General features: G+C 73.0%; 10 protein-coding genes and 1 pseudogene. 9 read left to right on the forward strand and 2 right to left on the reverse strand.

The genetic code is table 11. The features are described from left to right. Nucleotides 1-53 precede the first annotated feature (53 nt). Complete coding sequence (locus tag ACFYYN_RS37760; RefSeq protein ID WP_500549344.1) at nucleotides 54-1,229, reverse strand: trypsin-like serine peptidase; 1,176 nt, start codon at nucleotides 1,227-1,229, stop codon at nucleotides 54-56. A gap of 203 nt (nucleotides 1,230-1,432) precedes the next feature. On the opposite strand from ACFYYN_RS37760, the gene ACFYYN_RS37765 reads away from it, so the two are divergent. From ACFYYN_RS37765 to ACFYYN_RS37780, 4 genes are all read left to right on the forward strand, one after another. Continuing rightward, nucleotides 1,433-2,815: a diaminobutyrate--2-oxoglutarate transaminase family protein gene (locus ACFYYN_RS37765; RefSeq protein ID WP_500549351.1), complete on the forward strand. Its 1,383-nt coding sequence runs from the start codon at nucleotides 1,433-1,435 to the stop codon at nucleotides 2,813-2,815. A gap of 67 nt (nucleotides 2,816-2,882) precedes the next feature. Continuing rightward, nucleotides 2,883-4,748, forward strand: a complete 1,866-nt coding sequence (locus tag ACFYYN_RS37770; RefSeq protein ID WP_500549345.1) for an IucA/IucC family protein — start codon at nucleotides 2,883-2,885, stop codon at nucleotides 4,746-4,748. Between the two features lie 21 nt (nucleotides 4,749-4,769). Next, the gene (locus ACFYYN_RS37775; protein WP_500549346.1) at nucleotides 4,770-5,519 is read left to right on the forward strand and encodes a GNAT family N-acetyltransferase; all 750 of its coding nucleotides are present in this window, start codon (nucleotides 4,770-4,772) and stop codon (nucleotides 5,517-5,519) included. 79 nt (nucleotides 5,520-5,598) lie between these two features. Beyond that, the gene (locus tag ACFYYN_RS37780; protein ID WP_499514418.1) at nucleotides 5,599-7,587 is read left to right on the forward strand and encodes an ATP-dependent DNA helicase; all 1,989 of its coding nucleotides are present in this window, start codon (nucleotides 5,599-5,601) and stop codon (nucleotides 7,585-7,587) included. 105 nt (nucleotides 7,588-7,692) lie between these two features. Here ACFYYN_RS37780 and lexA read toward each other — a convergent pair whose 3' ends face one another. After that, nucleotides 7,693-8,463, reverse strand: coding sequence for a LexA family protein (gene lexA, locus ACFYYN_RS37785; protein WP_499514419.1), 771 nt, complete (start codon nucleotides 8,461-8,463; stop codon nucleotides 7,693-7,695). 535 nt (nucleotides 8,464-8,998) lie between these two features. On the opposite strand from lexA, the gene nrdR reads away from it, so the two are divergent. The 5 genes and pseudogenes from nrdR to ACFYYN_RS37810 form a co-directional block, all read left to right on the forward strand. Next, a complete protein-coding gene (gene nrdR / locus ACFYYN_RS37790; RefSeq protein WP_499514420.1) occupies nucleotides 8,999-9,511 on the forward strand; it encodes a transcriptional regulator NrdR in 513 nt (170 codons plus the stop codon). A 126-nt stretch (nucleotides 9,512-9,637) separates the two neighbouring features. Beyond that, a complete protein-coding gene (locus ACFYYN_RS37795; protein WP_500549347.1) occupies nucleotides 9,638-12,547 on the forward strand; it encodes a vitamin B12-dependent ribonucleotide reductase in 2,910 nt (969 codons plus the stop codon). Between the two features lie 409 nt (nucleotides 12,548-12,956). Further along, nucleotides 12,957-14,324 (forward strand): dipeptidase, encoded by a 1,368-nt coding sequence (locus tag ACFYYN_RS37800; RefSeq protein WP_500549348.1) that lies wholly within the window; start codon nucleotides 12,957-12,959, stop codon nucleotides 14,322-14,324. Nucleotides 14,325-14,498: 174 nt separating this feature from the next. Beyond that, the gene (locus ACFYYN_RS37805; protein ID WP_500549349.1) at nucleotides 14,499-14,981 is read left to right on the forward strand and encodes a hypothetical protein; all 483 of its coding nucleotides are present in this window, start codon (nucleotides 14,499-14,501) and stop codon (nucleotides 14,979-14,981) included. Nucleotides 14,982-15,032: 51 nt separating this feature from the next. Next, nucleotides 15,033-15,205, forward strand: a pseudogene (locus tag ACFYYN_RS37810) (serine/threonine protein kinase); the annotation flags it as partial.

Consider the following 15,205-nt stretch of genomic DNA (forward strand, 5'->3'; position numbering starts at 1 on the left):
AGGAGGGCCCGCCCCCGGCCGGGGGCGGGCCCTCCTCGTGTCCGGCGGCGGTGTCAGCCGCGGATCGCGTCGAAGACCTCCTCGGCCTCGGAGCCCAGGTGCGGTCCGGCCAGCCAGCGAGGACTGTCCTGCGGACCGATGGAGGTGTTGCTGACCAGGGCCGGCTTCCCGCCGGGCCCCCGGGCGAACCAGCCGCCGCCGGAGGAGCCCGCCGTCATGGTGCAGCCGAGCCAGTGCATGGTCGGTGCCCCCGGGTCCAGGGCGAGGCGGACCGGGTCGCCCGAGCAGTGGTACTGCTGGTAGCCGAAGCCGTCGAAGGGGGCCGCGGCGGGGTAGCCGCGGATGTCCATGGAGTCGATGCCGGCCGAGGTGGGCGCGTCGAACCAGACCGGCACCGACGCCCCGACGGTCTCCTCCAGCGACGTGCCGGAGTCCGGGTTGGTCACCTTCAGCACCGCGAAGTCGTAGGGGTAGGCGGAACTCGTCTCCGAGGACTCCCCGCCCCCGTCGATCCACTGCTGGGAGGTCCCCGCCTCCGTCGCCCACCACGTGCCGTAGGGGGCGAGCTGCTCCTTGGTGGCGCTCCGCAGCGCGGCGCCGCTCAGGCCCGTGTCGTTGAAGGACGGCACGAAGACGATGTTGCGGTACCAGCCGCCCTGGGCGCCCGCGTGCACGCAGTGCCCCGCCGTCCACACCAGGTTGCTGCGGCCCGGGTTGGCCGGGTCGCCGACCACGGTCGCCGAGCAGACCGCCTGGCCGTCGGGCATGTCGAAGAGCAGCTTGCCCGTCGCCGGGGAGGCCTCGTGGTACGGGGTCGAAAGGCGCTGCGCCCGGATCGCGGCGGGCTCGCGGTCGGTGGTGCCGTCGTCCACCCGCCCCAGGTCGGGCCGTTGCTCGTCGTCCGGGGTCCCGTCGGCGTTGCGGAGCCGGTCGGCGTCCCAGAGGTCCTTGATGACGGGATTGATGAAGTCGGCCGCGTCGCGCAGCCACTTGTCCTTGTCCCAGTCCTTCCAGCCGCCGTTCTTCAGCGCGTCGGCCCACTGGTCCAGGTCGTCGAGGCTGGTCGGGAGGGCCGTCGGCAGCTGGAGGCCGCCGTCACCGGCCGTGGCGCTGGGTGTCGGGCTCGGCTTGGCGTCGGCGTTGTCGTCGGACGGGCCGCAGGCGGTCGCGGTCACGGCGAGCAGCGCCGCGGCGACGGCGGCCACGGCCAACCGGCTTATCGGTGCCATGGGTTGTGGTCCCCCTGTTGTGAGCATGTCGTCTGCCCGCTCAAGGGCAACGCCTCACCGTGCCCTCGAAGGGAGGACGGCGGGCGCCGCACCCGCGGTTCCTCGCCAGGATCTCGGCCCGAGACAGTTGCCGGTAAGCGCGCGCGTCGTTGGTAGCTCCGGGGACGGAGCAGACGACACCGAGGAGTGAGCACGTGGCCGCCATGCCGAGCGCCAGGAGCCGACCGGCGGTGCACGAGGTCGAGTTCGACGACACCGAGGGCATCCTGCGGCGTCAGTCGGCGCGCGAGTCCGCCGCCCGCACCTACGCCCGCTCGCTGCCCGTCGTCCCCGTGCGCGCCCGCGGCATGACCGTCGAGGGAGCCGACGGCCGCCGCTACCTCGACTGCCTCTCCGGCGCCGGCACCCTCGCCCTCGGCCACAACCACCCCGTCGTCCTCGAGGCCATCCGCGCCGTCCTCGACTCCGGTGCCCCGCTCCACGTGCTGGACCTCGCCACCCCCGTCAAGGACGCCTTCACCACCGCGCTCTTCGAGACCCTGCCGCGCGAACTCGCCGACCACGGACGCATCCAGTTCTGCGGCCCGGCCGGCACCGACGCGGTCGAGGCCGCCCTCAAACTCGTCCGCACCGCCACCGGCCGCAGCGGACTGCTCGCCTTCTCCGGCGGCTACCACGGCATGACCGCCGCCGCCCTCGCCGCCACCGGGGACATCGCCGTCCGGGGTGCGGCCGGCGCCGCCGACGCCCGGATCACCCGGCTCCCCTACCCGTACGGCTACCGCTGCCCGTTCGGCGTCGGCGGGGAACACGGCGCCGAACTCTCCGCCCGCCTGACGGAGAACCTGCTCGACGACCCCAAGGGCGGCATCCAGCCCCCCGCGGGCATGCTCCTCGAACCCGTCCAGGGCGAGGGCGGTGTCATCCCCGCCCCCGACACCTGGCTGCGGCGGATGCGCGACCTCACCGCGGCCCGCGGCATCCCGCTCATCGCCGACGAGGTGCAGACCGGCGTGGGGCGCACCGGGACCTTCTGGGCCGTCGAGCACAGCGGCGTCGTCCCGGACGTGATGGTGCTGTCCAAGGCGATCGGCGGCAGCCTCCCGCTCGCCGTCATCGTCTACCGCGAGGAACTCGACTCCTGGCAGCCCGGTGCCCACGCGGGCACCTTCCGCGGTAACCAGCTCGCCATGGCCGCGGGCACGGCCACCCTTGCCTACGTGCGGCGCAACGGCCTCGCCGAGCGCGCCGCCGAGCTCGGTGCCCGGATGCTCGCCCGGCTGCGGGCGCTGGCCGAGGAGCACCCCTGCGTCGGCGACGTCCGCGGCCGCGGCCTCATGCTGGGCGTCGAACTCGTCGACCCGGACGCCGCCCCCGGCCCCCGGGGCGTCCCCCCGACCGCGCCCCGCCTCGCGGCGGCCGTCCGGCGGGCCGCCCTCGACCGCGGCCTCATCGTCGAACTCGGCGGCCGCGACGCCGCCGTGATCCGGCTGCTGCCCCCGCTGACGATCACCGAAGAACAGTCAGAAGCCGTCCTCGACCGCCTCGCCGACGCCCTCGTCGCGGCGACGGCGGTCCGGGCGTGACCTCGTGCCCACCGGCCCCGCCCCGGGGCGGACCGCACCGGGCGCCGACCCCTCACGGAGCGAAGCGATGACCGTACGTCCCGGCGACGAAGCCGCCGTGGCAGCCGTCCCCCAGCAGCGCGCCGCCGCGGCCGAAATGCCGGGCCGGGCCGAACCGCCGGCCCACGCCGGGCTGCCCGGACCGTCCGCCCCGTCGCCCGGCGACGACCCCCTGGAGCAGGCGGATCCGTGGGCCGCCGCCGACGCCGCCGGCACGGAGGCCCTGCTGCGCTGCTGGGTCCGCGAGACGGGGCTGCCACCGGAGCCGGACGGCCGCACCCTGCGCGTGCCGCTGCCCGCCGGCGGCGCGGAACTCCTCGTCCCGGTCCTGCACTGGTCGGCCGTCGGCCACCACCGCCTCGGCGCCCCGCGCCCCGCCGCCGGGGGCGCCGCACTGGACGCCGTCACCCTCGCCGCGCTGCTCGCACGGGAGGCCGCCGCGGCCGGCCCGGACGGTCCCGGCCTCGTCGCGCGGGTCGCCGACTCCGTACGCCAGACCGCCGCCTTCCTCTCCGCGCGCCGCGCCCGCCCCGCCGCCCCCCGGGGGACCCACCCCTTCCTCGACTCCGAGCAGGCCCTCGTCCTGGGCCACCCGCTCCACCCCGCGCCCAAGGGCCGGGAAGGACTCACCGAGACCGAGGCCGTGGTCTACGCCCCGGAAACGCGCGGGGCCTTCGCCCTGCACTGGCTGTCCGTGCACCGCTCGCTGCTGGCCACCGACTCCGCCTGGACCGAACGCGGCCGCCCGGTCCCCGCCGAGCACCTGCTGGCGGCCCTCGCCGGACCGGAACTCGCCCGGCGGCTGCCCGCCGGCACCGTGGCCCTGCCGCTCCACCCCTGGCAGGCCCGCGAGGTCGCCCACCGCCCGGCGGTGCGCGCACTGCTGGAGGCCGGGCTCCTCCACGACCTCGGCGCCGCGGGTGACCCCTGGCACCCCACGTCCTCGCTGCGCACGGTGTTCCGTCCGGGCGCCCCCGCGATGCTCAAGCTCTCGCTGGCGCTGCGGATCACCAACTCACGCCGCGAGAACCTCCGCAAGGAACTCCACCGGGGCGTCGAGGTGCACCGGCTGCTGCGGGCCGGCCTCGCCGCGCGCTGGCACGCCGCGCACCCCGGGTTCGACATCGTCCGCGACCCCGCCTGGCTGGCCGTCGGCACCGCCTCCGGCGCCCCCGTACCCGGCCTCGACGTCGTCCTGCGGCACAACCCCTTCGGCCCCGGCGACGAGGTGCGCTGCCTCGCCGGGATCACGGCCCTGCGCCCCGCGCCGGACGGGGGCGCCCTGCGGTCCCGGCTCGGCGAACTGCTGGCCCGGCTCGCGTCCCGTACCGGACGACCGGTGGCGGCCGTCGCCACCGAGTGGTTCCTGCGCTACCTGGATGCCGTGGTCCGGCCGGTGCTGTGGCTGGACGGCGAGGCGGGCATCGCCCTGGAGGCCCACCAGCAGAACACCCTGGTCGTCCTCGACGCCCACGGCTGGCCGGCCGGCGGCCGCTACCGCGACAACCAGGGCTACTACTTCCGCGAGTCCGCGCGCGCCGGGCTCACCGCCCTGCTGCCCGGGGCCGGCGGGAGCAGCGACACCTTCGTGGCCGACGCCGTGGCGGACGAGCGCTTCGCCTACTACCTCGGCGTCAACAACGTCCTCGGCCTGGTCGGCGCCCTGGGCTCCCAGCGCCTCGCCGACGAACGGGTGCTCCTCGCCGCCCTGCGCCGCTTCCTGGAGCAGGCCGCCCGCACCGGCCGCTCCGGCCTGCCCGCACGGCTGCTGGCGGAACCCGGGCTGCGCTGCAAGGCCAACCTCCTCACCCGGCTGCACGGGATGGACGAGCTGGCCGGCCCCGTCGACACCCAGTCCGTCTACGTCACCGTCCCCAACCCCCTCACCGCCTGACGAGAGGAGGCCGCGACCACCGTGGCGACCGCCGACCCCACCCCCGCCCCCGTGTGCCCGCCCACGACCGCCGACCCCCGGGACGCCGGTGCCGGGAACGCCGACGACACCCTCGACCTGGAACTGCCGCCCGAGCTCCGCGCCCTCCTCGACGAGGACGTCACCGCCGACGACCGCGCCGGCGGCCCGGCCCCGCTCGACGACCTCCTCGACGGCGTCGCCGACTGGGGCCCGGTCGGCACCCCCGCGGGCACCTTCCAGCTCGTCCCCGTACGCCCCGAGCGCGACCTCCCGGTCATCACCCACTGGATGAACGACCCCGCCGTCGCGGAGTTCTGGGACCTCGCGGGCCGGCCCGAGGTCGCCGAGCGGCACCTGCGCGCCCAGCTCGACGGCGACGGGCGCAGCATGCCCTGCGTCGGGGTCCTCGACGGGGTGCCCATGAGCTACTGGGAGGTGTACCGCGCCGACCTCGACGCGGTGGCCCGCTACTACCCGGCCCGCCCCCACGACACCGGGCTCCACCTGCTCATCGGTCCCGTCGCCGACCGGGCCCGCGGCCTCGGCGGCACCCTGCTGCGGGCCGTCGCCGACCACGCCCTGCGGCAGCGCCCCCGGTGCACCCGGGTGATCGCCGAGCCCGACCTGCGCAACACCCCGTCGGTGGCCGCCTTCCTCGCCGCGGGCTTCCGCTTCTCCGCCGAGGTCGAGCTGCCCGGCAAGCGGGCCGCGCTGCTGGTCCGCGACCGCGCGCTGCGTCACGTCCTGTGACCGGCCGCGCCCGCGGGCGGGCGCCGGTACGTGCGGTGGCGACCGCGGTGTCAGTGCCGCCCCGTAGGCTGGATGCCCTATGACACAGCCCGCGAAGCCCGCCCTCACCGACCTCCTCCACGCCGCCGTCACCGCGGTCGGCGGAGTGGAGCGCCCCGGCCAGGTCACCATGGCCGAAGCCGTCGCCGAAGCCGTCGACAGCGGCTCCCACCTGCTGGTCCAGGCCGGCACCGGAACCGGCAAGTCGCTGGGCTACCTGGTGCCCGCGCTGGCGCAGGGCGAACGCGTCGTGGTGGCCACCGCGACCCTGGCCCTGCAGCGCCAGCTCGTCGAGCGCGACCTGCCGCGCACCGTCACCGCGCTGCAGCCGCTGCTGCGCCGCGAGCCGCAGTTCGCGATGCTCAAGGGCCGCTCCAACTACCTGTGCCTGCACCGGCTCCACGAGGGCGTGCCGCAGGACGAGGGCGACGGGCTCTTCGACCAGTTCGAGGCCGCGGCGCCGACCAGCAAGCTCGGCCAGGACCTGCTCCGGCTGCGCGACTGGTCGGACGAGACGGAGAGCGGCGACCGCGACGACCTCACCCCCGGCGTCTCGGACCGCGCCTGGCAGCAGGTCTCGGTGACCTCCCGCGAGTGCCTGGGCGCCTCGCGCTGCGCCTACGGCGCCGAGTGCTTCGCGGAGGCGGCGCGCGAGCGCGCCAAGCTCGCCGACGTCGTGGTCACCAACCACGCGCTGCTGGCCATCGACGCCCTGGAGGGCGCGCCCGTCCTGCCCAGCCACGAGGTGCTGGTCGTCGACGAGGCCCATGAACTGGTCTCGCGCGTCACCGGGGTCGCCACGGGCGAGCTCACCCCCGGCAGGGTCAACCGGACGGTGAAGCTCGCGGCCAAGCTGGTCAACGAGAAGGCCGCGGACGCCCTGATGAGCGCGTCGGAGGGCTTCGAGCGGCTCATGGAGCTGGCCCTCCCCGGGCGTCTGGAGGAGCTGCCCGAGGATCTCCGCTACGCCCTGATGGCGCTGCGCGACGCCTGCCGTCAGGTCATCACCTCGCTCGGCGAGACCCGTGACCGCTCCGTGCAGGACGAGGACGCCGTGCGGAAGATGGCCCTCGCCGCCACGGAGAACGTCCACGAGGTCGCCGAGCGCATCGTGGAGGGCTCCGAGTACGACGTCGTCTGGTACGAGCGCCACGACCGCTTCGGCGCCTCGCTGCGGGTCGCGCCGCTCAGCGTCTCCGGACTGCTGCGGGAGAAGCTGTTCACCGAGCGCTCCGTCGTCCTGACCTCGGCCACGCTGCGGCTCGGCGGCGACTTCAACGGGGTCGCGGCCTCGCTGGGGCTGGCCCCGGAGGGCACCGTGGCGGCAGAGGGCGAGGAGGAGCCGCCGGTGTGGAAGGGCGTCGACGTCGGTTCGCCCTTCGACTACCCCCGGCAGGGCATCCTCTACGTCGCCCGTCATCTGTCGCAGCCCGGCCGGGACAGCGGCCGCGAGGACATGCTGGACGAGCTCGCGGAGCTGATCGAGGCCGCGGGCGGCCGTACGCTCGGGCTGTTCTCGTCCATGCGTGCGGCCCAGGGCGCCGCCGAGGCGCTGCGCGGCCGCATCGACCACCCGGTCCTGCTGCAGGGCGAGGAGACCCTGGGCGAGCTGATCCGCCGCTTCGCCTCCGACGCCCGCACCTGCCTGTTCGGCACCCTCTCGCTCTGGCAGGGCGTGGACGTGCCCGGGCCGAACTGCCAGTTGGTCGTCATGGACCGGATCCCGTTCCCCCGCCCCGACGACCCGCTGATGAGCGCGCGCCAGAAGGCGGTGGAGGACAGGGGCGGCAACGGTTTCATGGCGGTCGCGGCCACGCACGCGGCCCTGCTCATGGCGCAGGGCGCCGGCCGGCTGGTGCGGGCCTCCGGGGACCGCGGGGTCGTCGCCGTCCTCGACCCCCGGCTGGTGACGGCCCGCTACGGCGGCTTCATCAAGGCCTCGATGCCGGACTTCTGGCAGACGACCGACCGCAACCAGGTCCGCCGTTCGCTGGCCGCCATCGACGCCGCCGCCTCGGCGGCCGAGTGACGCCACCGGGCACCCGCGGCAGAGCACGACAGCAGCGCCGGCACACAACGGGGCCCCGGAACCGGCGCAGAGGTTCCGGGGCCCGGTCACGGGCGGGTCCTTGGCTCAGACCCGGCGCAGCACCGCCACGACCTTGCCGAGGATGGTCGCCTCGTCACCGGCGATGGGCTGGTACGCGGCATTGTGCGGCATCAGCCACACATGCCCGTCCTCGCGCTTGAAGCGCTTGACCGTGGCCTCTCCCTCGATCATCGCGGCGACGATGTCGCCGTTCTCCGCGACCGGCTGACGGCGCACGGTCACCCAGTCGCCGTCGCAGATGGCCGCCTCGATCATCGAGTCGCCGACGACCTTCAGGACGAACAGCTCGCCGTCGCCCACCAGCTGGCGGGGGAGCGGGAACACGTCCTCCACGGACTCCTCGGCGAGGATCGGGCCACCGGCGGCGATCCGGCCCACCAGGGGGACGTACGATGCGGACGGCTTGCCCGCGGTGTCCGTGGGCTGCGCCTGCGCGGAGTCGGAGGCGCGTACCTCGTAAGCGCGGGGCCGGTGCGGGTCACGCCGGAGGAAGCCCTTGCGCTCCAGCGCCATGAGCTGATGGGCGACCGACGAGGTGCTCGACAGCCCGACGGCCTGGCCGATCTCGCGCATGGACGGCGGGTATCCGCGCCGCTGGACGGAATCCCGGATCACCTCGATGACGCGCCTTTGGCGGTCGGTGAGCCCGGAACTGTCCGCCCGGATTCCTGGAGGTCGTCCGGGTAGCGCTCGCGCGGGCTTTGGCGTCTCGTCGTTCATCGCTTCCATCGGGCGTAGCCGGTCCTGGGGGCGGTCATGGGCGGTCAATGTGGCGCTGTCGGCGGTGGTGGTCACGGCGGCCCCTCTCGAGATGTTCTCCCTAGTAGGACAACGGTAGTTGCTTTCGAAAGGTTGCGCCAAACACACGTTCGAGTGAATTTGCACGGATCCAGTGACGCGATCAAGGTGTAGATGGTATTGATCGAATATGATTTCGAATTCAGCCCGCATTCGGGATCCGAACGCCGTTTCCCCGGGCCGGTATTGCGGTGTCGCCCCCGTCCGCCCGCCCGGTTCCATGATGCGCGAGCCGTGACGATCCGTACACCCAGTGTGTCATCCGCGCCCCGGCTCTCCCGGGAGGCCGCGCGTCGCGTAGGCTCCCGTCCCGTCGGCGGGCCGCGACACGCGGTCCGCGCGATGGGTGCATATGGCCGCCACGCCACCAGATCTAGTGGTTGGATGGGGTCCAGCCCCCACAAGTAGTGGTCCCCGGGTCATCAAGCCCTCCCGGATCGCCTATGCTTGTGGCTGCTTCGCGGGGCCGTGACCGGCCCCTCGGGCTCAGAAGTCGTGCGCTCACCGTGGGTGAGGGAGGGAGAGGGAAACGATGCACTGCCCCTTCTGCCGACACCCCGACAGCCGCGTCGTCGACAGCCGGACCACCGACGACGGCACCTCGATCCGTCGTCGCCGGCAGTGCCCCGACTGCGGCCGCCGCTTCACCACCGTGGAGACGGCCTCGCTGATGGTGATCAAGCGCAGCGGGGTCACCGAACCCTTCAGTCGTAACAAGGTCATCGCCGGAGTCCGCAAGGCCTGCCAGGGCCGGCCCGTCACCGAGGACGCCCTCGCCCAGCTCGGGCAGCGCGTCGAGGAGGCGGTGCGCGCCACGGGCAGCGCCGAGCTGTCGACCCACGACGTCGGACTGGCCATACTCGGCCCGCTGAAGGACCTGGACCTGGTCGCCTACCTCCGCTTCGCCTCCGTCTACCGGGCCTTCGACTCGCTCGAGGACTTCGAGACGGCGATCGCCGAGCTGCGTGACCAGGGACCACCGGACGACACCGGTGGGCGGGACCGGGACGGAGCCGTCCCGACCGCCGCCGTCGCCGCAGAGTAGCGGCGGCACACCGGTACGAGACTTGCCGGGCACCCGGGGGTGTACCGGCCGTGAGAGACACAGACGCGGGAAGACCGCGGCGCTTCAGGGCGTTTTACCTGTAATGCCTGTAATGGGAGGCGGCACATGACAGAGACGACGAGCGGCCCGGCACGGAGTTCCCGAGCCAAGGCCGGCAAGGCGGCCGCGGCGGCTCCGGCCGCCAAGGGCCTGCGCATCGAGCGCATCCACACCACCCCGGGGACGCACCCCTACGACGAGGTGGTCTGGGAACGCCGTGACGTCGTCATGACCAACTGGCGCGACGGCTCGATCAACTTCGAGCAGCGCGGCGTGGAGTTCCCCGACTTCTGGTCGGTGAACGCGGTCAACATCGTCACCAGCAAGTACTTCCGCGGTGCCGTCGGTTCCCCGCAGCGCGAGAGCAGCCTCCGCCAGCTGATCGACCGCGTGGTCACGACGTACCGCAAGGCCGGCGAGGACCACGGCTACTTCGCGTCGCCCGCCGATGCGGAGATCTTCGAGCACGAGCTCACCTGGGCCCTGCTCCACCAGGTCTTCAGCTTCAACTCCCCGGTCTGGTTCAACGTCGGCACCGCCCAGCCGCAGCAGGTCTCGGCGTGCTTCATCCTCTCGGTCGACGACTCCATGGAGTCCATCCTCGACTGGTACAAGGAAGAGGGGATGATCTTCAAGGGCGGTTCCGGCGCGGGCCTGAACCTCTCCCGCATCCGCTCCTCCAAGGAGCTGCTCTCCTCCGGCGGCAACGCCTCCGGCCCGGTCTCCTTCATGCGCGGCGCGGACGCCTCCGCCGGCACCATCAAGTCCGGCGGCGCCACCCGCCGCGCGGCCAAGATGGTCGTCCTGGACGTCGACCACCCCGACGTCGAGGCCTTCATCGAGACCAAGGTGAAGGAGGAGGAGAAGATCCGCGCCCTGCGCGACGCGGGCTTCGACATGGACCTGGGCGGCGACGACATCGCGTCCGTCCAGTACCAGAACGCCAACAACTCCGTCCGCGTGAACGAAGAGTTCATGAAGGCGTACGAGAACGGCGAGAAGTTCGGCCTGCGCGCCCGGATGACCGGCGAGGTCATCGAGGAGATCGACGCCAAGGCGCTGTTCCGCAAGCTGGCCGAGGCCGCCTGGGCCTGCGCCGACCCCGGCATCCAGTACGACGACGTCATCAACCACTGGCACACCACGCCGGAGACCGGCCGCATCACCGCGTCCAACCCCTGCAGCGAGTACATGCACCTGGACAACTCGTCCTGCAACCTCGCCTCGCTCAACCTGATGAAGTTCCTCGACGACGACGGGAAGGGCAACCAGCGCTTCGACGCCGTGCGCTTCGCCAAGGTCGTCGAGCTCGTCATCACCGCGATGGACATCTCCATCTCCTTCGCGGACTTCCCGACGCAGAAGATCGGCGAGACCACCCGGGCCTTCCGCCAGCTGGGCGTCGGCTACGCCAACCTCGGCGCGCTGCTCATGGCGACCGGCCACGCCTACGACTCCGAGGGCGGCCGCGCGCTGGCCGGTGCCATCACCTCCCTGATGACCGGCATCTCGTACAAGCGCTCCGCGGAGCTCGCCGAGGTCGTCGGCCCGTACGACGGCTACGCCCGCAACGCCACCGCCCACAAGCGCGTCATGAAGCAGCACTCCGACGCCAACGCGGTCGCCACGCGGATGGACGACCTGGACTCCCCGGTCTGGGCCGCGGCCACCGAGGCCTGGCAGGACGTCCTGCGCCTCGGCGAGAAGAACGGATTCCGCAACGCGCAGGCCTCCCTGCTGGCCCCGACCGGCACCATCGGCCTGATGATGGACTGCGACACCACCGGGATCGAGCCGGACCTCGCCCTGGTCAAGTTCAAGAAGCTGGTCGGCGGCGGCTCCATGCAGATCGTGAACAACACGGTCCCGCAGGCCCTGCACCGCCTGGGCTACCAGCAGGAGCAGATCGAGGCGATCGTCGCCCACATCTCCGAGCACGGCAGCGTCATCGACGCGCCCGGCCTGAAGTCCGAGCACTACGAGGTCTTCGACTGCGCCATGGGCGAGCGCTCCATCGCGCCGATGGGCCACGTCCGGATGATGGCCGCGACCCAGCCGTTCCTGTCCGGCGCCATCTCCAAGACGGTCAACATGCCGGAGTCGGCGACCGTCGAGGAGATCGAGGAGATCTACTACGAGGGCTGGAAGCTCGGCCTGAAGGCGCTCGCGATCTACCGCGACAACTGCAAGGTCGGCCAGCCGCTCTCCGCCAAGAAGAAGGCGGACGAGAAGAAGGCCGAGACGGCGGAGGCCCCCGCCCCCGCCGCGGTCGAGAAGGTCGTCGAGTACCGCCCGGTCCGCCGCCGGCTCCCCAAGGGCCGTCCGGGGATCACCACCTCCTTCACGGTGGGTGGCGCCGAGGGCTACATGACCGCCAACTCCTACCCGGACGACGGTCTGGGCGAGGTCTTCCTGAAGATGTCCAAGCAGGGCTCGACCCTCGCGGGCATGATGGACGCCTTCTCCATCGCGGTCTCCGTCGGCCTGCAGTACGGCGTGCCGCTGGAGACCTACGTCTCGAAGTTCACCAACATGCGCTTCGAGCCGGCCGGTCTCACGGACGACCCGGACGTGCGGATGGCGCAGTCGATCGTCGACTACATCTTCCGCCGCCTGGCGCTGGACTTCCTGCCCTTCGAGACCCGCTCCGCCCTCGGCATCCACTCCGCCGAGGAGCGCCAGCGCCACCTCGACACGGGTTCGTACGAGCCCGCCGCCGAGGAGGTCGACGTCGAGGGCCTGGCGCAGTCCGCCCCGCGCCAGACCGAGGCGCCCAAGCCGGCCGCCACGGCCAAGCCCGAGGTCGTCGCGGTGACCCCGGCGCCGAAGACCGCGCACAACTCCACGGAGCTGCTGGAGATCCAGCTCGGCCTCAACGCCGACGCCCCGCTCTGCTTCTCCTGCGGCACGAAGATGCGCCGCGCGGGCAGCTGCTACCTCTGCGAAGGCTGCGGCTCCACCAGCGGCTGCAGCTGATCCCGGGGGGTCGTCACCCGAAGGTGCCCGCGAGGGGGATCCGGATTCGTCCCGGATCCCCCTCGCGGGTTTTCCCGTCGGCACCGCCCGGGGCTCGCCGGCACCTGAAGTGAGGCCGGGCCGTGAGGCCGGCAGCGGACGGTAGGCGGTGCCGGCCAGGACGCCGCTCGTCGAGGACGGGCCCCGGCCCTCCTCTATGAGCGGGGCTCGGCCGGCCAGCGCCTCCGTGGACCTCCGGCCGGATTGCCTTTCCTCCGGTATTCGTGCCGCCGAGAATGGCACTCACCTTCTATTCCCCTCCGTCGCGACGCGATTAGGGTCGAGGGGGTTGTCGAATTCCCGTGACGGTGAGGCGTTTTCCCTCCTCCGGCGATCGGCGCTCCCTTCCCCGCACGCCAAGGAGTTCCCGTTGTCCACCGATCCCCTCGCCGACACCGTCGCCTCGCTGATCCCGGCAGCGCGGGACGAGCTCGCGGAATTCGTCGCGTTCAGGTCGGTCGCGGACCCGGCCGTGTCACCCCCCGAGGAATGCCACAAGGCTGCCGCCTGGGTGGCCGGCGCCCTGCGGGACGAAGGATTCGACGACGTACACGTCCTCGACATGCCCGACGGCCACCAGTCCGTCCACGGTCACCTCGCGGGGCCGGCGGGGGCTCCCACGATCCTGTTGTACGCGCACTACGACGTGCAGCCGGCCCCGGACGAACAGGCCTGGCGCACCCCGCCGTTCGAGCTGACCGAGCGCGACGGACGGTGGTACGGACGCGGCACCGCGGACTGCAAGGGCGCCGTGGTCATGCACCTCCTGGCCCTGCGCGCGCTCAAGGCGCACGGCGGCGTGCCGCTGAACGTCAAGGTGATCGTGGAGGGCTCCGAGGAGCAGGCGACGGGCGGCCTGGAACGGTACGCGCGGGCCCACCCCGAACTGCTCGAAGCCGACGTGATCCTCATCGGTGACGCCGGGAACTTCCGCCTCGGGATGCCGACCGTCACCGCGTCGCTGCGCGGCATCACGATGCTCCGGATCGGCGTCGAGACCCTGCGCGGCAACCTGCACTCCGGCCAGTTCGGCGGGGCCGCGCCCGATGCGCTCACCGCGCTCGTGAAGATCCTCGGCTCGCTGGTGGACGACGACGGATCGTCCCGGGTCGAAGGCCTGGAGACCGACGGCGCATGGCGTGGACTGGCCTACCCCGAGGCCGATTTCCGCGTGGACGGCGGGGTACTGGACGGGGTGGACCTCGTCGGCACCGGCTCCGTGGCGGACCGGCTCTGGGCACGGCCGTCCCTCAGCGTGATGGGCATCGACTGTCCCCCGGTCGTGGGTGCCACCCCTTCCGTCCACGCGAGCGCGCGGGCGGCGATCAGCCTGCGCATCCCTCCGGGCGTCGACGCCGCGCAGGCCACGGAGCTGCTGACCGCCCACATCGAGAAGCACACCCCGTGGGGGGCGCGGGTGTCCGTGGAGCAGGTCGCCCAGGGCGAGCCGTTCCTCGCCGACACCTCGAGCCCCGCCTACACCGCCATGGCCGAGGCCATGCGCACGGCCTACAGCGGTCGCGACCTGAACATCGCGGGGCTCGGCGGCGGCATCCCCCTGTGCAACACCCTCGCCTCCCTCTACCCACGGGCGGAGATCCTCCTGATCGGGTTGTGCGAACCGGAGGCACAGATCCACGCCGTGGACGAGAGCGTGTCCGTCGACGAACTGCGGCGGCTCGCCGTCGCCGAAGCCCATTTCATGCGCCACTACGCCGGAACGGGAATCCGCGGATAGCGGGCGGATCCCATGAATCCGGTGCCATTACCGAGGGGAAGCGCCGTCGTCCACACCGCGGCCCCCGATCCGCGATCCGTCACTGATCCCGCAGCACCCGCGGCGACCCGCTGCCCGGAGGCATCCGCCGTCCGGCGGCGCGCGCCGCGGCTCGCCCGCCTCCTGGAGCACCCGGTGCGGAAAGCACTCGTACCCGCCGTACTCGCCACCGCCGTACTCGCCACCGCCGTACTCGGTGTGTTCGCCGTCGTGCAGCCACGCGGTTCCGACGCGCACGGGGCGGCGGTCGAGGCCGCCCCACCGGCCGGTCTGCGGGTCGGCGCCGTCTGCTCGTCGGACATCGACTACGCCACCGAGGTCTCCTGCGGGCTGGGGAACTTCGGCGACGTCCGCTTCCGGTGCGGGTCCGCGGGCACCGCGGCCGCTCCGTGCCCGCGGACCCGCACCGTCACCCTCGAGAACACCGGCCGTACCGCCCTGCGGCTCGTCACGGTCAGCGGCTCGGCGCCGGGCGAGCGGCACGAGACCGTCTCCCGCCTGCTGCGCCCCGGGACCCGGACGGCCCTGGGGCCCCGGGCCGGCGACACCTACCTCTACGACATCGTCCTGCGTTTCGACGCGGGCCCGGCGCAGGCACGGGTCGTCGCCCTGTCCTGAGCCCGGCCGGTCGAGGGGACCCGTCAACGGATGACCAAGGAGAATCGCGCGATGTCCGAGCTCGGACGCCTGGTGGCCGGGAGATACCGGCTGGTCGAGCGGATAGGCCGTGGCGGCATGGGCACGGTGTGGCGGGCCGAGGACGAGCTGCTGGGCCGTGCGGTGGCGGTCAAGCGCCTCCACCAGCCCCAGCCGCACCTGCAGGACGACGAGCTGGAGACGTT

The sequence above is a fragment of the Streptomyces sp. NPDC001902 genome (assembly GCF_042891295.1).
Lineage (GTDB): Bacteria > Actinomycetota > Actinomycetes > Streptomycetales > Streptomycetaceae > Actinacidiphila.